The 18473-nt window shown below is 38.3% G+C and carries 17 protein-coding genes; 5 read left to right on the top strand and 12 right to left on the bottom strand.

The window, feature by feature from the left end; all coding sequences use genetic code 11:
- Positions 1-237: 237 nt before the first annotated feature.
- The 10 genes from gloB to KNQ97_RS14815 all read right to left on the bottom strand — a co-directional run bounded on the left by gloB (position 238) and on the right by KNQ97_RS14815 (position 9906).
- Positions 238-969 (bottom strand): hydroxyacylglutathione hydrolase, encoded by a 732-nt coding sequence (gloB, locus tag KNQ97_RS14770; protein ID WP_001270564.1) that lies wholly within the window; start codon positions 967-969, stop codon positions 238-240.
- A 158-nt stretch (positions 970-1127) separates the two neighbouring features.
- Entirely contained in the window at positions 1128-1823 is a 696-nt protein-coding gene (locus KNQ97_RS14775; protein ID WP_001205190.1) for a methionine ABC transporter permease, read from the bottom strand.
- A complete protein-coding gene (locus KNQ97_RS14780) occupies positions 1820-2845 on the bottom strand; it encodes a methionine ABC transporter ATP-binding protein (RefSeq protein WP_000614025.1) in 1026 nt (341 codons plus the stop codon). Before KNQ97_RS14780 ends, KNQ97_RS14775 begins: the two co-directional genes overlap by 4 nt.
- A gap of 75 nt (positions 2846-2920) precedes the next feature.
- The gene (locus KNQ97_RS14785; protein ID WP_000733779.1) at positions 2921-3787 is read right to left on the bottom strand and encodes a MetQ/NlpA family ABC transporter substrate-binding protein; all 867 of its coding nucleotides are present in this window, start codon (positions 3785-3787) and stop codon (positions 2921-2923) included.
- 248 nt (positions 3788-4035) lie between these two features.
- Entirely contained in the window at positions 4036-5322 is a 1287-nt protein-coding gene (purD, locus tag KNQ97_RS14790; RefSeq protein WP_001024112.1) for a phosphoribosylamine--glycine ligase, read from the bottom strand.
- A gap of 125 nt (positions 5323-5447) precedes the next feature.
- Positions 5448-7022, bottom strand: coding sequence for a bifunctional phosphoribosylaminoimidazolecarboxamide formyltransferase/IMP cyclohydrolase (purH, locus tag KNQ97_RS14795; protein ID WP_110981934.1), 1575 nt, complete (start codon positions 7020-7022; stop codon positions 5448-5450).
- 89 nt (positions 7023-7111) lie between these two features.
- Entirely contained in the window at positions 7112-7381 is a 270-nt protein-coding gene (gene fis / locus KNQ97_RS14800) for a DNA-binding transcriptional regulator Fis (protein ID WP_001086304.1), read from the bottom strand.
- A gap of 376 nt (positions 7382-7757) precedes the next feature.
- Positions 7758-8600, bottom strand: coding sequence for a zinc-ribbon and DUF3426 domain-containing protein (locus tag KNQ97_RS14805; RefSeq protein WP_001003277.1), 843 nt, complete (start codon positions 8598-8600; stop codon positions 7758-7760).
- A gap of 13 nt (positions 8601-8613) precedes the next feature.
- The gene (gene prmA, locus KNQ97_RS14810) at positions 8614-9519 is read right to left on the bottom strand and encodes a 50S ribosomal protein L11 methyltransferase (protein WP_000871703.1); all 906 of its coding nucleotides are present in this window, start codon (positions 9517-9519) and stop codon (positions 8614-8616) included.
- Positions 9520-9675: 156 nt separating this feature from the next.
- Entirely contained in the window at positions 9676-9906 is a 231-nt protein-coding gene (locus KNQ97_RS14815) for a hypothetical protein (RefSeq protein ID WP_000859008.1), read from the bottom strand.
- 232 nt (positions 9907-10138) lie between these two features.
- Here KNQ97_RS14815 and mnmG point away from each other — a divergent pair, with 232 nt between their 5' ends.
- Complete coding sequence (mnmG, locus tag KNQ97_RS14820; protein WP_253612405.1) at positions 10139-12019, top strand: tRNA uridine-5-carboxymethylaminomethyl(34) synthesis enzyme MnmG; 1881 nt, start codon at positions 10139-10141, stop codon at positions 12017-12019.
- A 386-nt stretch (positions 12020-12405) separates the two neighbouring features.
- Here the strand turns inward: mnmG and KNQ97_RS14825 are convergent, their stop codons facing one another.
- A complete protein-coding gene (locus tag KNQ97_RS14825; protein WP_000117148.1) occupies positions 12406-13413 on the bottom strand; it encodes a YafY family protein in 1008 nt (335 codons plus the stop codon).
- A gap of 225 nt (positions 13414-13638) precedes the next feature.
- Here KNQ97_RS14825 and KNQ97_RS14830 point away from each other — a divergent pair, with 225 nt between their 5' ends.
- From KNQ97_RS14830 to KNQ97_RS14845, 4 genes are read left to right on the top strand one after another with little or no spacing between them, the layout of a single operon-like run.
- Positions 13639-15189, top strand: coding sequence for a circularly permuted type 2 ATP-grasp protein (locus KNQ97_RS14830; RefSeq protein ID WP_001295019.1), 1551 nt, complete (start codon positions 13639-13641; stop codon positions 15187-15189).
- Between the two features lie 22 nt (positions 15190-15211).
- A complete protein-coding gene (locus KNQ97_RS14835; RefSeq protein ID WP_199969881.1) occupies positions 15212-15808 on the top strand; it encodes an alpha-E domain-containing protein in 597 nt (198 codons plus the stop codon).
- A 2-nt stretch (positions 15809-15810) separates the two neighbouring features.
- Entirely contained in the window at positions 15811-16590 is a 780-nt protein-coding gene (locus tag KNQ97_RS14840) for a transglutaminase family protein (RefSeq protein WP_000772592.1), read from the top strand.
- Positions 16591-16606: 16 nt separating this feature from the next.
- Positions 16607-17341 carry a proteasome-type protease gene (locus KNQ97_RS14845; RefSeq protein WP_000220477.1) on the top strand — a complete coding sequence of 245 codons (735 nt, stop codon included), beginning with the start codon at positions 16607-16609 and terminating at the stop codon, positions 17339-17341.
- A gap of 52 nt (positions 17342-17393) precedes the next feature.
- Here KNQ97_RS14845 and alr read toward each other — a convergent pair whose 3' ends face one another.
- Positions 17394-18464 carry an alanine racemase gene (alr, locus tag KNQ97_RS14850; RefSeq protein WP_001248169.1) on the bottom strand — a complete coding sequence of 357 codons (1071 nt, stop codon included), beginning with the start codon at positions 18462-18464 and terminating at the stop codon, positions 17394-17396.
- Positions 18465-18473: the final 9 nt, after the last annotated feature.

An 18473-nucleotide genomic window follows, 5' to 3' on the forward strand; every position in this document is an offset into this window, starting at 1 on the left:
AGCAATATCCTTCATTTTATAAATTTATTAAGTTTTTATGTAATTAATCTGGATATTTATAAATTTTAAGTTTTTGTTTTTCATATAGATTTTAAAATAATGATATTGGGTTAAAATTTAATCAATTTAAATTAATCTAAAATCAATAAATGTAAAAAATAATTTCATGCAACATGCTTTATTCAAAAAGATACAGTTCTTAAAATTAAACTGTATCTTGGTTGAAAGCTTATAATTTTAAAAATTGTCTTTTAAGCTACGTAAGTGAGCGAACTCATCTACACTTTCAGCACGTAAAAAGGGATTTGTTGCTAGTTCAAGTTCAATACTACTTGGCAAGGTAATTTTACCTTCTTGACGAAGCATACGGACTTGTTCAGCACGTTCTTGCAGTGCGTGGTTTTCAGGCTCTACACTCAAGGCAAATTCCGCATTAGAAAGTGTATATTCATGTGTGCAATACACTTTTGTTGCAGTGGGTAGTGCAGCAAGACGATTTAGTGAGTGGTACATCTGTTCTGCTGTACCTTCAAATAGTCGCCCGCATCCCATTGCAAATAAGGTATCTCCACAAAAGAGGGCATTAAGCTCTTCAATAAAATATACAATATGACCTAAGGTATGGCCTGGTGTTGCAATAATCTCTACTTTTAAATCATTAAATTTTAGATGATCATCGTGTTGTAAGGGATGAGTAATGCCAGGGATTTTACTTAGTTCATCTCTTGGGCCATATACCGCCATAGGCGTGTTAGCCGTTAAATCAGCAACACCGCCGATATGGTCTTTATGCCAATGGGTAAGCCAAATCTGTTTTAGAGTTAATTGATGTTCTTGGCAAAAGTGGGTGACTAACTCAGCCTCTGTTGGATCAACTGCAACAGCTTCATGAGTCTCAGTATCTTCTAAAATCCAGATATAGTTTTGTAGGGCATTTTGCACATCAATATAATGAATTCTATAACGCATTTTTTTATCCTGAAACTAAATCCAAAAGCAGTATCTACGGGCTAATTTTGATAATAACAGAAATTACCTTGAGTAACCTGTCTAATAAAATGCTCTATAAATTAGACTCTCTAAAATAAAAAAAGCCCTCATAAAAGAGGGCTTTTTTAGGAGTTCAATTAGCGCATTTTTGCGAGCCAATTTCCTAGCATTTGAACGATTTGTACCAAAAGTAATAATACAATAACCGTTAAAATAACGACGCTTGTATCAAAACGTTGATAGCCATAAGAAATTGCCAAGTCACCAATACCACCAGCACCAACTGCACCAGCCATAGCGGTTGCACCAATAAGGCTAATCGTAGCAGTCGTTAAGTTCAAAATAAGCGAACTACGAGCTTCAGGTAAGATAAAGCGCGAAATAATCTGCCAAGGAGTTGCACCCATAGCTTGAGCAGATTCGATAATTCCTTCATTTACTTCAAGCAGGGAAGTCTCAATAAGACGTCCCATATATGGTCCAACGTAAATTGTTAAAGGAACGATCGCTGCCCATGTACCAATTGAAGTTCCTACCAATAATTTGGTCAGTGGAATAACTGCAATAAGTAAAATAATAAATGGCAGAGAACGTAAAGCATTTACAATTGGGTTGAGTAAATGATAAATGAATTTATTCGGCAAAATGCCTTCTGGGCGGGTTACAAGTAGAATAATCCCTTGAATGAAGCCCCAAATACCACCAAATAAAAGCGCAAAGAACACCATATGGAAGGTTTCTTGCAATGCAGTTACAAACTGGTCAATTGAAAGAGAACTGTGCCAGAAAGGTTGAGTAAGTTCAGTTAACCACTGTACGATTAAATCTCTCATACTTGATCTCCTGATTGAACTACACTCACTTCATTTTTCTCTAAAAACTCAATCGCCTGACGAATCAACTGTGGATCACCTAAAAGCTGTACAAACATCTGACCAATGACGGTGCCGTTAATTTCAGTCATATTGGCAAATAAGATATTTAAACTAATATCAAATTGTTTAATAAGCGACTGAATCACAGGCTCTTGTGCTGAACGCCCTAAGAACTGTAAGCAATAAATGCTGTGATGATGCTGGTTTTCCAGTTGATTTAAAATATTTACAGGCAACTGCTGATGTAAAACAGTTTGTATAAAGTTTTTAGTTGTCGGATGTTGTGGATTACTAAAGATATCAATGGTTGAGCCTTGCTCAATCACTTTACCAGCTTCCATGACAGCAACATGGTCACATACAGTCTCAATCACATCCATTTCATGAGTTACCATGACGATTGTGATTTTTTGCTCTTGGTTAATTTTCTTTAATAATTCTAAAACCGACTTTGTCGTTTGTGGGTCGAGGGCAGAGGTGGCCTCATCACACAAAAGAATTTTAGGGTGGTTGGCTAAAGCACGAGCGATACCAACACGTTGTTTCTGACCGCCAGATAATTCATCCGGATAAGCATCTTTTTTATGCTTAAGATCAATGAATTCAAGTAACTCATTTAAACGCTTTTCACGTTCTGCTTTGCTGTAATTTAGCAGACGCATTGGCATTTCAATATTTTCAGCAACTGTTTTGGTTTGAAGCAAATTGAAGTGCTGGAAAATCATACCAATATTTGCACGTTCCTGACGTAATGAACGCGCATCCAAAGCAGTGAAGTCCTTTTGATTAATGATAACCTGACCTTCATTTGGTCGTTCAAGTAAGTTAATCAGGCGGATTAAAGTACTTTTACCTGCACCACTATAGCCGATAATGCCGAAAATACTGCCTTCAGGAATTTCCAAATTAATTTGGTCCAGTGCACGTATAGTTTGGCCTTTAAGCTGATAGTGCTTTGAAATGTTTTTAAATTGAATCATGTCGTCAAAAACTATGCTAAAAAGAAAAAACAGGCAAAGAGTCTTTGCCTGTTTCGCGTTGCAGCTATTATATTACTATTTAGCTTGCGTGAGGTAGCTGATTGGCTGATTCACGTCAACTTTTGTACCACCAAAGTGTTGTTCAACGTATTTTTTAACAGCTTCAGTGTGGTAAAGCTGACCAACTTTCTGAAGAACAGGGTCATCTTTACGTGATTCAGCAGTTGCAAGAATATTTACATTCAGCTTTGTACTTTGGTCAACTGGCTCATAATAGATAGAATCTTTAAGCACATTTAAACCACCTTCCATTGCTAAAGTATTACCTAAAACAATTGCATCAACTTCGTCTTTTACACGAACAGCAGTTGCCATTTGAATTGGTTTAATGTCAATTTTTTTGCTGTTGTCAGTAATATCGCTTGGAGTGCCTTTCGCTGGATCAAAGTCAGCTTTAAGCTTGATTAGACCTGCGCTTTGTAACAATAACAATGCACGAGCTTCGTTCGCTGCATCATTAGGAATAGCAATGCTTGCACCTTGAGGGAACTCATCAACTTTTTTGTATTTACTCGAGTAAATACCCATTGGTTCAAGATAAGTTGTAGCAACAGGAGCAATCTTATCTTTATTTGAAGCATTAAATGCAACAAGGTAGGCATAAGATTGGAATGCATTTAGGTCAACTTCTTTGTTTGCAGTAGCTGTATTCATTGCAACATAATCTGTGAAGTTTTTTACCTCAAGTTTAAGACCGGCAGCTTTAGTTTCCGGTAAAGTTGCAATATAGCGCCAAATATCAGCGTCAGAACCAGTTGAAGCAATGACTACAGTTTGTAACTGAGCAGAGTCTTTGCCATTTTGTGGTTCATTTTGCTGTTTGCCGCAAGCTGCAAGTAATACTACAGACACGCTTAAAAAAAGACTGATCAGCTTTTTCATGTAAAAAAAGTCCTGATTATGAGAGATCCCAACCATCCGGGTTGGCTCTCAGCTGGGAAAATTGGTGATGTTGAAAGTTCCAACGGTTTAACCAATCATAACAATAAAAACATATTCAATATAGTGGACATGTTTCGTTCTTATTAATCAGAATTGAATAAAAATTAAGATTAATATGAATATTTGTGATAAGTGAATAAGCAAAATAAAAAAGCCCTCATAAGAGAGCTTTTTTACTATTTAAATTTTTATTCAGCTTTTTCACGAGCAATAGCACGGTAACCGATGTCACTGCGGTATTGCATACCTGTGAAGGTTACTTGCCCACATACTTCTAAAGCATTGATTTGTGCTTCAAGAACGCTGTCACCTAGAGCAGTCACGCAAAGCACACGTCCGCCAGAAGTAACAATATGGCCGTCTTCACGAGTAGCAGTACCTGCATGGAAGATTTTAGTATCTTCTGGTGATTGACCGATACCTGAGATAACGTCACCTTTACGCACGCTGTCTGGGTAACCTTCTGCTGCAAGTACAATACCGATTGACTTACGCTCATCCCATTCTGCTTCGCTTGGTAAGTTACCTGCGATACCTGCTTCAACCAAATCAACAAGAGATGACTTCAAACGCATCATGATAGGCTGAGTTTCCGGATCACCGAAACGGCAGTTAAACTCAATTACGCGTGGTTGACCTTGTTCATCAATCATTAAACCAGCATATAAGAAGCCAGTATAAACATGTCCATCAGCAGCCATACCATCAACAGTTGGGCGCATAATTTCATTCATTACACGCTCAAAAACGTCTGGAGTCACAACTGGAGCAGGAGAGTAGGCACCCATACCACCTGTGTTAGGACCTTGGTCACCTTCAAAAATACGTTTGTGATCTTGTGAAGTTGCCATTGGTAAAATGTTTTTACCGTCAATCATACAAATGAAAGAAGCTTCTTCACCAGCAAGGAACTGTTCAATTACAACACGTGAGCCTGCATCACCAAATTTGTTGCCTGCAAGCATGTCATCAATTGCTGCAAAAGCTTCTTCATTGGTCATTGCAACGATAACGCCTTTACCAGCCGCAAGACCGTCAGCTTTAATTACAATTGGTGCGCCATTTTTTTCAACATAAGCTTTTGCTGCATCAACTTCCGTAAATACTTCATAAAAAGCAGTTGGAATGTTGTGTCGTTTTAAAAAGTGCTTAGCAAATGCTTTTGAACCTTCAAGCTGTGCTGCATATTGAGTAGGTCCCCAAATTTTTACGCCTGCTTCACGTGCAGCATCAACAACACCATTTACTAATGGCGCTTCTGGGCCAACAACAATCAGTTCAACATTATTTTCTTTAGCAAAAGCAATAATTGCAGGGTTGTCTAAAATATCGAGCTGAACGTTAACGCATTTTGGTTCTGTTGCAGTTCCTGCGTTACCAGGTGCAACGAAAACTTGAGTAACTTTGGCATCTTGCGCGATTTTCCATGCTAAAGCATGCTCACGCCCACCACTACCTAAAACTAAAATATTCATTTTTAATTTGTTCCTTAACTTTAATCCTTTTTCATCCCCCTCTATTTCTCAAGGTGGAGAGATAGTTCCATTATTGTGGAAAACCCTCCTGAATAAAAGGAGGGTTAGGGAGGACTAAATTTAAATTAGTGGCGGAAATGGCGCATACCAGTGAAGACCATTGCAATGCCAGCTTCATCAGCAGCTGCAATAACTTCTTCATCACGCATAGAACCACCCGGTTGAATAATACATTTAATGCCAGCTTTCGCTGCATTATCAATACCGTCACGGAACGGGAAGAATGCATCAGATGCCATAACTGCGCCTTCAACAACCAGACCAGCATGCTCAGCTTTAATTGCTGCGATACGTGCTGAGTTAACACGGCTCATTTGACCTGCACCTACACCAATAGTTTGACGGTTTTTCGCATAAACAATAGCGTTTGATTTTACGTATTTCGCAACTTTCCATGCAAAAATAAGGTCATCAATTTCTTGTTCAGTTGGTGCACGTTTAGTCACAACTTTAAGATCATCTTTAGTAATCATGCCCAAGTCTTGGTCTTGAACAAGTAAACCGCCGTTAACGCGTTTATAGTCAAGTTGTGGAGCACGTGCATCAATTGCAGGTAATTCACCACATACTAAAACACGAACATTTTTCTTCGCGCCAGTAACTTCAAGTACACCATCAGCAATACTTGGAGCAATAATTACTTCAACGAATTGGCGGTCTACAATTGCTTGGGCAGTAGCAACATCTAACTCACGGTTAAATGCAATAATACCGCCGAAAGCAGATTCTGGATCTGTTGCGTAAGCTAAATCATAAGCAGCTTTAATACCGTCTAAAGAAACGGCAACACCACAAGGGTTAGCATGTTTTACGATGACACAAGCTGGTTTTGCAAATGATTTCACGCACTCAAGGGCAGCATCAGTATCAGCAATGTTGTTATAAGACAATTCTTTGCCTTGTAATTGTTTTGCAGTAGAAACAGAAGCTTCTTGTGCATTTGCTTCAACATAGAAAGCAGCAGATTGGTGTGGATTTTCGCCGTAACGTAAATCTTGTACTTTGTTTAATTGGGTATTGAACGTACGAGGGAATAAATCTGCTTCACCTTCGGCCTTACCAACGCGAGCGCCTAAGTAAGAAGCAATCATGCCGTCATATTGAGCTGTATGTTCAAATGCTTTAACCGCTAAATCGAAGCGTGTTTCGTAAGAAAGTGAACCAGAAGCTTTTAATTCGCTAATAACTGTATCGTAATCTGAAGCATTTACCACAATACCGACAGATGCATGGTTCTTAGCAGCAGCACGTACCATTGTTGGACCACCGATGTCGATATTTTCGATAGCATCAGCAAGAGAACAGTTAGGTTTAGCTACTGTAGCCGCAAATGGGTAAAGGTTAACGACAACTAAATCGATTGGATCGATGTTGTGCTCTTGCATAACAGCTTCGTCTAGACCACGACGAGCCAAAATACCGCCATGAATTTTTGGATGTAGTGTTTTAACACGGCCATCCATCATTTCCGGGAAACCGGTATGTTCAGATACTTCAACAACAGCAATATTATTATCTTTAAGCAACTTGTATGTGCCGCCTGTAGATAATAATTCTACCCCTAAAGCTGCAAGGTTTTGAGCAAATTCGACAATTCCTGTTTTGTCTGATACAGAAATCAAAGCACGTTTAATAGTCATGATGTTCAAGTCAACAATTTCAAGTCTACGGATTAAAACCAATTAGAAGCACAAAAAAAATGCCCACGAAGCCGTGAGCATTTTATCATTTATTCACTCATTAAACCGTGAGCTTTTAACTTTTTACGTAAAGTGCCACGGTTGAGTCCAAGAATTTCTGCGGCACGTGTTTGGTTACCACGAGTATATTCTAGAACTACAGATAAAAGAGGTTTCTCCATTTCTGCTAGCACCATGTCATATACCTGAGATGGTTGCTCACCTTGCAATTGTGCAAAATAATGGCGAACTGCGCGATCCACGTGGATGCGAAGAGCAACATCAGATTGTGCAGTAAAAATAGGAGATTTGCTATTCATGCGAGTTAATCCGAAAATCAAATACTAGCTTGGGTAAAGTAGTATATAAATGTGGTCTAAAAATACGGAGTCCTGTTTTAGATCCTAAAACAGTGACTCTAAAACATAAGAACAATTAGCTTGCCATATTTCTTCGTATTGAGTAAAAAATAAGCGTAACAATAATTAAATATTTGTTACAGCCCCCTCAAAAACAAAAAAAGTTAGGCTATGCGCTTAATGTAGAAAAGCACACATGCTTAACAGTATATTTTTTGAATTGAGAGCGAGGAGTATATGAGTCAAAGCTTTCGTGGCGCGTATCATACCATTGTCTAGGAAAAAGTGAGCAAATTAACTGCATTTTTTTTTAATTTTTTTTCACTTTTTTTACAAATTAGGGGTGGACAATTTCTAATCGATAATTTACTAGGCTTTTTTTGCTTTTATTTAGCTCAACTTGGAATCTAAAAGGTGTATTGGTCGGAATACGTTGAATACCCCGTAAATTTTCGACCAAGTATTGTTGAGGGGTAAAAATGATTTCTTCTTGATCGGTTTCTTTGCCAAAGCTGAGTTTTAGGTTGGGCAACTCAATACTTTTATTATTCTGATTTATGAGAACACCTGAAAGTTGAGTATGCTCTGTACCAATTTTACGTAGCTTTACCTTTTCTATATAAAGAAGTTGATATTGTTCAGCTGACTTGTTGCAATGCAATATTTGACAAACATAATTAAAGGCATGGCTAATCGCAGGGCTTTGTTGCATGAGTTTAGGGTTAAACCAAAGAATCTGAAAAGTAAAAACCAAAATCAGAATCAGATTTGCAGAACTCCAAAGCGTATAGTACAACCAGCTATGCTTTTTACCGTTATCTTGTTCAGGAGAGGTTGCTTGCTCAGCCAAATTAAGATTAGGAAGAGCATTAATAGGTTCATTATGGAAGTAATTTAAATTATTCAAATAAGTCAAAAGATCAATATTAGAGTTTTCAACTTTTTGATCAAAGATATCTAACACATGAGAATGGGTCATATATCGTGTTTGCATAGAGCCATGAGCTAAAGCAGATGAGTTTACCGTTTCCGGCTGCTCAACATTTACTAAATTAGTCAGAGCATTAAAATTTAAATTACATTTAGGGCAACAAACCATACCCTGAGCAACAGTTAACTGAGTAAGAGAAACTTTATAAACTGTTAGACACTTAGGGCAGCGGGTTTGTTTTTCATTCATGAGTTAAAACATCTCAATTTGTTGTTTTACGTTTTCCTGAAATGCGGCACCAGTTTTCTTCGCGCTTTTCGACATCTAATATATCAAAAAATTCAGAATAAACACCTGAAACATCAGCAACTTGCTCTTCGATTACACCAGCAAGTGCGAAGTCACCATCAGATTTAAGTAATTTTGCAAACTCTGGCGCAAGTGCCATTAAAGGACCCGCTAAAATATTTGCGACTAAAACATCTGCTTGTTGAGGTTTGAATTCTTGATCAAACTCTTCAGGAAGACCTACATATAAACGGTCTAATACACCATTGAGTTCTGCATTTTGTTTAGTTGCTAAAACTGCTTGTGGGTCGATGTCTGTCGCATAGACTTTCTTAGCGCCTAATAATAAAGCTGCAACACCTAAAATGCCTGAGCCACAGCCATAATCAATCACGATCTTATCTTTAACATCAGTTTTACCTAACCATTGTAAGCATAAGAAAGTACTTGCATGATTACCTGTACCAAAAGCAAGGCCTGGATCAAGCTTAATATTTGTAGCATCTGCTTCTGGTGGCTCTAACCATTCAGGAACAATCCAGAATTTTTCCCCAATCTGAATTGGTTCATAATAATCCATCCATGCGCGTTCCCAAACTTGATCTTCAAGTTCTTCATGACGCATTGGCACATCTGGAAGTTGTGCTTTTAAGAAAGCTTCTAAAGTATCAACATCAATTGGGTCTTGTTCGTCTTGTTGGTAAATACCAGTAACAATGACTTTGTTCCAGAGTGGTGTTTCACCTGGTAATGGTTCCAGTAAAGCCTGATCTTCGGCATCATCCAAAGTTACGCTTACCGCACCTAGAGACATTAAAAGTGTTTCTGTGAATTCAACTTGTTCTTGATCAACGGTAATGTGTATTTGTAACCACTTCACGAAAAGGACCTAAAATTTTATTTAAAGGCATATTGTAGCCGACTAGAGTAGTTTAAAAAAGAAAACGGCCCATCTTTAATGGACCGCTTTTTGAAAATGATGATGTGATATAGAAGAATATAAAACGATTTCTCTATATCTTAAGTCAAAACTGTATTAAGGAGCAGGGGCCTTGAATTGTAATTTGCCATTTTCGTTCGGCTGGCAAGTACCATTAAAGGTTACACCGTTGTGATTGTAAGAAACCCATTCACCTTGCTGTTTTTTTGCACACACTCGAATTTGTTTTTGAGTTTCGGCTTTGCTCGTGTCAGCAGCGTGTGTAAAAGTGACGCCTGAAAAACAAATTAGAGATGCTGTTAAGATTTTCAACATGGTCGTTTTCATTTTGTGTTCCTTCTAGTTGCGTTAATTTTAAAGTCATAGAAGTGCTGTACGTTTTTTATTCTAAAATGAAAAAGTTTTAAAAACATTCACTTTGTATTGAATTCATGAAACAAAATGTCAAAACATGTGGCTTACCGTAAATCATGTCACGACAATTTTGTAATTATGTACATCTATAACCAGATAATTTTGCTATAATGTTCCGTCTTTTTTTTCTGGTGTTTTTGTACTCATGCACTATCCTAAAGTTTATGATGTTATCGTTATCGGTGGCGGTCACGCAGGTACGGAAGCGGCGCTTGCTGCTGCGCGTATGGGACGACAGACTTTGCTTTTGACCCATAACATTGAGACTTTGGGTCAGATGAGCTGTAACCCAGCGATTGGTGGTATTGGTAAGTCACACTTAGTTCGTGAAATTGATGCGCTTGGCGGTGCAATGGCTTTAGCTGCCGATAAAGGCGGTATTCAATTCCGTATTTTAAACTCGCGTAAAGGTGCAGCAGTACGTGCAACGCGTGCTCAGGCTGACCGTGTTCGCTATAAAGCTGCGATTCGTGAGACCTTAGAAAATCAAGCAAATCTTGATATTTTCCAACAAGCGGCTGATGACCTGATTGTTGAAGGCGATACAGTTAAGGGTGTTGTGACCCAAATGGGTATCCGCTTTGATGCAAAAACTGTTGTGTTAACTACTGGTACATTCTTGGGCGGTGTTATTCACGTTGGTTTAGAGAAATCAAGCGGCGGTCGTGCTGGTGATCCTCCTTCTATTGCTCTTGCTCAGCGTCTTCGTGAGTTGAAATTACCGGTAGGCCGTTTAAAAACAGGTACACCTCCACGTATTGATGCACGTTCAGTTGATTTTTCTGTTATGACACCACAACCAGGCGACTTCCCGTCTCCGGTAATGTCGTTCATGGGTGATGTGGCTATGCACCCAGAACAAGTGAACTGCTATATCACGCATACTAACGAAAAAACTCATGACATTATTCGTGGTGGCTTAGACCGTTCACCAATGTATACCGGTGTTATTGAAGGGGTAGGTCCACGTTACTGTCCTTCAATTGAAGATAAGATTCATCGTTTCTTTGATAAAGACTCGCATCAGGTATTCTTAGAGCCAGAAGGCCTTGATACACATGAACTTTATCCAAATGGTATTTCGACTTCATTACCATTTGATGTTCAGTTTGAACTTGTGCGCTCGATTCGCGGTATGGAAAATGCCCATATCTTACGTCCGGGTTATGCAATCGAATATGACTATTTCAACCCGCAAGCTTTGAAATTTACCCTAGAAACCAAAGCAATTAACGGCTTGTATTTTGCAGGGCAAATTAATGGTACTACCGGTTATGAAGAAGCGGGTGCCCAAGGTTTACTTGCAGGCTTGAATGCTGCACGCCGTGCATGGGAACAAGAAGAATGGACACCTAAACGTGACCAAGCTTATATGGGTGTATTGGTTGACGACTTGATTACCCTAGGTACGAAAGAGCCATACCGTATGTTCACTTCACGTGCGGAATATCGTTTGATGTTACGTGAAGATAATGCCGATCAACGTTTAACAACTATTGGTCGTGAGCTTGGTTTGGTTGATGATGTTCGTTGGGCGGCTTATTGCGAAAAAATGGAAGCAGTTGAGCGCGAAACATCTCGTTTACAACATTTATGGGCGGCACCTAACAACCCAATGGGTAAAAAGTTTGTTGAAATGACAGGTGCTGACTTAAGTAAAGAATGTAGTGCGATTGATTTGCTTAAACGTCCTAATATTAATTTTGCTCAAATTGCGGAACTTACAGGTTCTGAAGTTTCACAACAGGTCGGCGAGCAAATTGAAATTGCTGTTAAATACGAAGGTTATATCAACCGTCAGCATGAAGATGTGGCTCAATTAAAACGTCTTGAAGAAACTAAAATTCCTGCTGATTTTGATTATGACGTCGTTTCAGGCTTATCTCGCGAAATTACTCAGAAGTTGAAAACAGTTCGTCCGGAAACATTAGCTCAAGCGAGCCGTATTCCTGGTGTTACCCCAGCCGCTGTTCAACTTGTAATGATCACGATTCGTAAAAATAATATGACGAAAAAAACGGCTTAATTATTTAAGCGTGTAAAAAAGCCCGGTTAAGACTGGGCTTTTTTATTTTCTGATCAAAAAATATATGGAATTTTCCTAAGCATCAAAAGAGATTTTGCATCCTTTTTTTCTTATTTCACAAGTTTTAAAGCGAAAGTTATATTAAATTCACGTTCAAACAAGAGGGCTTTAAACATGACAATGAAATCAATTCGCTACAATGGATATGAAATGGCATGCCAATGCTCATGTTCAACATAGCGCAAAAGAAGAAGCAGATCAGTTTTGGTGGGGGAAAACACATTGATCTGAAAATAAATAAAAGTATAAATGCCAATATAAAATTAAGAAAATTACAATTCAAAATCTAAAGAGAACCATATGGTTCTCTTTTTTATATCTACTGATTATTTGCTATCAGGCTCAATTTCTCGCACAGCATTGTGTACTTGAACTGGCTCAATATGAAGCAGTTTTTTACCAAAACTCCGTAACCACCATACGAGTTGGGATGTAAATGGAACGGTCGCCGTAACTTCGACAATATTTTCTTCAATTGGGGTAATGGTCTGATCTTTACTTAACTGACTTTCATAAAAAGTTTTAGCAGTTTGCTCGGTCATGGTTAAAGTAAGCTGAATAGATTCAGTGGGTTGGTTGTAATCTACTCTGAAACCTAAAGCCCCTGAGTCAATATAATGGTCAATATCGAAATTGACAGGGTGTAAAGCCCGACTTTCTAAAACTTTAGCGGATTTGAATCGATGCAAGGCAAATGTTTGTACTTCAGTTTTATCATGGCGAGTACAAATTAAGTAAATCACAGCACCTTTTTGGACCAAAGCAAGAGGATTTAAAATATAAGTTTTATCTTCACCTTGATTTACACGGGCCCGATAGACACACTCAATCTGTTTGTCTTGTAGTAGACCTTCATAAATTGCCTGCTGAGCGGCACGGTCCACTACAGGTGGAATAAGAGGTTGGCTTGCTGGCACAATACGGACACGATTAATCCACTGTCTTACATTATTTTGTGTAGATAGACTACGTTTTGCCAAATCGAACCAAGGCCCCATCTCATCAAGTAGACTGGGTGGAAGTAAATGTTTGAGATGTTCCTCAACCATCATAAAAGTTACAGCTTGAGAGCTTGTCATATGCGGTAAGCTTTGAATTGGTGCATCTGATTGCCAACGCCAGCCTTGAGGTACAGCTTTATTACTTTCAATTGGAAAACGCTGAGCAATTTGGTTTAAATCACGCTGAATAGTCCTTAAACTGATTTCAATACCTTCACGCTCAAGCATTTCTTGCAATTCTCGAGTTCCGATCCATTTACCGGTAGGAAGGCGAGATAGAATCTGCCATTGGCGATATAAACTATTTGAAGTTTCTTTTTCTGTTACAGACATAAGCGTAATACATCTATATCCAATTGCTTTGGTGTCAACACAATAAAAAAACTTTACAGATTTAGCAAGTTTGTCAGATTCGGTTTATAGCAGCTTTTACAATCAATGCTAAAATTTAGAAGAAAGTTATAACAATGATACTCAATAAGCATTATAGATATATAAGTGGCACTGAAATTGCTTATTTAAAAATGAAATATAGATAAATGATAAGACGAGGTTGCTATGTCAGAACAAGAGAAAGACCTACAAGCCGATATTGATTATTTTTTACAGGAACAGGCGACCAACGCATTACTTAACCAAACTTCGTTTATAGAAAATCTTTCCGTACAGTCGAACCTATTTGAACAACTAAAATCGCAGTTTTTTAATGAGATGTTGGATGATGCGACGTCTAATGGTGTGGCCTCTAAAAAAATTGAACAATGGCTGAGCATTCGTACTTTGGATGAGTTGAAACAATTAAATGCGGAGGCTAAGCAACATTTTCTCTATCACGGCATTACATTTAACGTATACGGTGATAAGGAGGGAGTGGAGAGAACGATACCTTTTGATCTCATTCCAAGGGTTATTGAAAAAAAACAGTGGGAAAAAATCGCAGCTGGCTGCGCACAGCGAGTTAAAGCGCTTAATTATTTTTTAGATGACATCTATCATGGTCAACATATTTTAAAAGAGCAATTAATTCCGGAAAGTCAGATTATTTGTCATGAGGCTTTTCAGCCCCATATGCTTAAACACACGCTTAAAGGCAAAATTTATTCTCAAATTAGCGGAATAGATATTATTCGTGATAGTGAAGGCGAGTTTTTTGTACTTGAAGATAATTTAAGAACACCATCGGGCGTATCTTATATGATTGAATGCAGGAATATTAGTCAGCAACTCATGCCTGAGCTCTGCGCTGCTAACAATCTGCAAGGTATTGAACACTATCCAAGCTTATTAAAAGAAATACTTCAAGAAAACTCTGAAGTTGATCAGCCTTTTATTGTGGTCTTAACGCCAGGACGTTTTAACAGTGCTTATTATGAACACGCTTTTTTAGCACGTGAAATGGATGTGCCACTGGTTACCAATCGAGATTTATTTGTAGAAAATGATCAAGTATTTGTAAAAACGATTCGCGGCCGTCAAAAGGTTGATGTGATTTATCGCCGTTTAGATGATGATTTTTTAGATCCACTTGCATTTAGACCTGATAGTGCTTTAGGTGTGGCAGGTTTAATGTCTGCTTATTTACAAAAAAATGTAGTGATTGCTAATGCACCCGGCACTGGAGTAGCTGACGATAAATCGATTTATCCATATGTTGATCAGATGATCCAATATTATTTGGGTGAAACACCAATTTTGAAGAATGTACCTACTTACCAGTGCCGTGAGAAAGAACATCTGGACTATGTACTGGCTCATTTAGATCAATTGGTCATTAAGGAAGCTCAAGGATCGGGTGGATATGGCATGTTAATTGGTCCTAAAGCAAGCTCATGTGAAATTGATGAATTTAGACAAAAACTGCTTGCTACACCGCATGAATATATTGCCCAGCCAACATTGGCTTTATCGGTTGCACCGACTTTAACTACAGCAGGGGTGGCTGAGCGCCACATCGACCTACGCCCGTTTGTACTCAGTTCTCCTTATCGGACCGAAATTGTGCCGGGAGGTTTAACACGAGTAGCCATGCAGGCAGGTTCTTTAGTCGTTAATTCCTCACAGGGAGGAGGTATTAAAGATACATGGGTCGTTGAAACGCTACATTCTTAATGGTTGGTTAAAGAGGAAATTTATGGTTTTACTCAATTCGAGTGCGCACCACATTTATTGGTTGGGTCGTTATTTAATGCGAATTCAATTTGCTGTATCACATTTGCCATTTACAGATAATGCTAAAGCAGCCCAATTTGCAGCAGCATTTGGGCTAGTCATTGATCAAGCAGAATTACTGAATTGCTATATGTTGGATACGAAACAAACATATTCGTTACTGAATCAGTTCGCTATTGCTAAAGATAATATTCAAGAGTTAAGAGGAATATTATCTTCAAATGCCTATGCAGAATTAAATCATGCGATTAAGGGAGTCCAAGCTCATCCTGATTCATTAAAGCAGGCTTTAGCGAAATGTAATCAAATACTTGATGCTGAACATGAAGATATAGCGTTATTTCTGCATTTAGGACAAAAGATAGAATTATTTGATATACAACTACGTTTTCAGCAAGACCTTACACAGCTCTTGCAGGAGTTAGAACAATTACTTCAACAGCTGAATGACTTAGGGTGGAATAAATTAACTCAACCATGGCAATTATTAAAAGATCATCCAAATTGGGAAGCTTATTATAATTTTACCCAGCAGTTGGAATATATGTTCGAGGCATAATTATGAAATTGATGGTTAATCATCAAACGCATTATAACTATACTGAAACTGCTAAAAACAGTATTCAGTATATCAAGATGATGCCTCAAACATCGCTGCATCAACATGTTATGAATTGGGCAATCAGTGTGCCTGGTGACAAGACGCTCAAAAGAGATATTTTTAATAATATTTGGATAACGGCTAGCCAGCGTTATGAGTATCAGCACCTTACTTTTATGGCACAAGGTATTGTAGAGCTTCTAAATACAGAAATAGGAGGAGTAGATGTATCTATACCAATAAATCTATTTCTCCAAAGTACAGAGGCCACTAAATATGATGCTGAAATGTTGGATTTTGCCCAGAGAATTGTAACTGTCAAAGATCGACAACATATTGCTTTGCTCAGTGAAAATATTCTGCAAAAGATGCCATATCAACCGGATAGTACATCTGTTCATACAACGGCTACGCAAGCCTTTCAGGCAGGTCAGGGGGTGTGTCAAGATCATGCACATGTTTTAATCGCTATGTGCCGTGCGTTACAATTACCAGCACGTTATGTCTCTGGTTATCTATTTGATCAAAATTCTCCACACCTTGCCAGTCACGCTTGGGCGGAGGTATTTTTAGATAATCAGTGGTATTGTTTTGATGTGAGCAATCAATTGTTTACACCAAAGCATCATATTTATCTTGCTGTTGGTCGGGACTATCTCGATGTTGCGCCCATTAGGGGAGTGCGAGAAAAAGGTGGTACTGAAAATATGATGTCTGTGGTTCAAGTGCTGGCTTGTTGAATGTAAAGAGAACGAAATGACCTATTGTTGTGCGCTGAGATTGGAACAGGGTTTGGTGTTTATAAGTGACACTCGAACTAATGCCGGGGTCGATCATATTTCTGTGTTCCGTAAACTGCATACTTTTGGAGTAACGGGAGAGCGGTTTATTGCCTTGCAAACAGCAGGCAATTTAGCAACTACACAAGCGGTTATCGGGCATTTGCAAAATGCACTTATTTTGCAACAAGAGCCTAATTTATATAGCATTAATACTATGTTTGAGGTGGCTGATCTAGTCGGTAAAACCTTGAAAAGCGTTTTAGAAGATATCAGTTCAGATACCCAAGAACAAATGAATTATGCCTGTAGTATTTTAGTGGGTGGGCAAATCAAAGGCGGAGATATGCAGCTTTATAATGTTTATCCGCAAGGCAATTTTATTTGTGCCACCACAGATACGCCTTACTTTCAAATTGGCGAAAGTAAATATGGCAAACCTATTTTAGATCGAGCTTTATATTATGCGATGCCATTAGATGATGCTCTTCGTTGTAGTTTAATTTCATTTGATTCTACATTGCGTTCTAATGTCTCTGTTGGTTTGCCGTTAGATGCATTGGTTTATAGTAAAGATAGTTTTGTGATCCCTATGGGTAAGCGAATTACTGAAGATGATCCATATTTTTCACAAATTAGTCGTCAATGGTCAGATACGTTACGCCGTGGTTTACAGGAAATGCCAAAACCTACAGATGATTATTGGCGCTAAAATTTATTCAAAAAAAATCCAAGCAGTGCTTGGATTTTTTATTTAGTGAACTTTAAGTACCCTGACGGACTGGGCGAGAACTTAGACGGCAAAGTAATTCATAGCCGATTGTGCCATTTGCTTCAGCCACATCATCAACTAAACGGTGATTTCCCCAAAGTTCAACTTGGGTGCCAAGTTTTACTTGAGTATTTGTGACATCAATCGCAATCATATCCATACTTACACGGCCCACAACTGGGCAAAGTTTGCCATCAATAGCGACAAAATTTTGCTTAACATAAGCTCTTGGATAACCATCACCATAGCCAATAGAAACAATGGCGATATCCATAGCCTGTTGAGCACAAAAAGTAGAGCCATAACCTACGTGTTCACCAGCTTCAATATGGTTTAACGCTATTATTTCTGCAGTAAAAGTCATGACAGGTTTCAAATCAAGATCATGCACTGTTTTATCTGCAAAAGGTGAAGCGCCGTAGAGCATAATACCAGGACGTACATAGTCAAAATTTAGTTCTGGCCATTTAAAGATGGCAGCTGAATTACAGCATGATGCTAAAATTGGATCGCAAGTTTCTTTAATATGCAAAAATTGCTGTTTTTGTTGTTCATTTAAAGGGTGATCTACATCTGCATTTGCAAAATGCATAGCAAGTACACATGTAAAACCTTCAGACTTTAATGTCTTAATCACTTCAATAATTTCTGGGTCTTTAAAACCTAAACGGTTCATACCGCTATTTAATTTAACCCATACTTTTAAGCCTTGGGCAATATATGCTTGTTTGTGTTTAATTAACCATTCAAACTGTTGTTGATGGTGAATGACGCATTCAAATTTTTGTTCAATTGCGACGGGCATTTCATCTTCAGAAAATACCCCTTCAATTAAAGTAACTGGTTGTTCGAAACCGAGTTCACGGATTTCTAATCCTTCTTGTAGGCAGGCTACACCAAAGGCATCTGAGGCATTTAAGGCTGCTAAACAGTCTTTGACTCCATGTCCGTATGCATTGGCCTTTACCATGCTTACGATTTTTGAATTTGCTGCGAGTTGTTTGACACGGTTTAAATTATATTGAAGCGCTTGGCGATCAATATAAACTGTTGCTTGACGCACCCTCATTTA

The sequence above is a fragment of the Acinetobacter sp. UC24323 genome (assembly GCF_024151445.1).
In the GTDB taxonomy this organism is placed as follows: Bacteria; Pseudomonadota; Gammaproteobacteria; order Pseudomonadales; family Moraxellaceae; genus Acinetobacter; species Acinetobacter baumannii.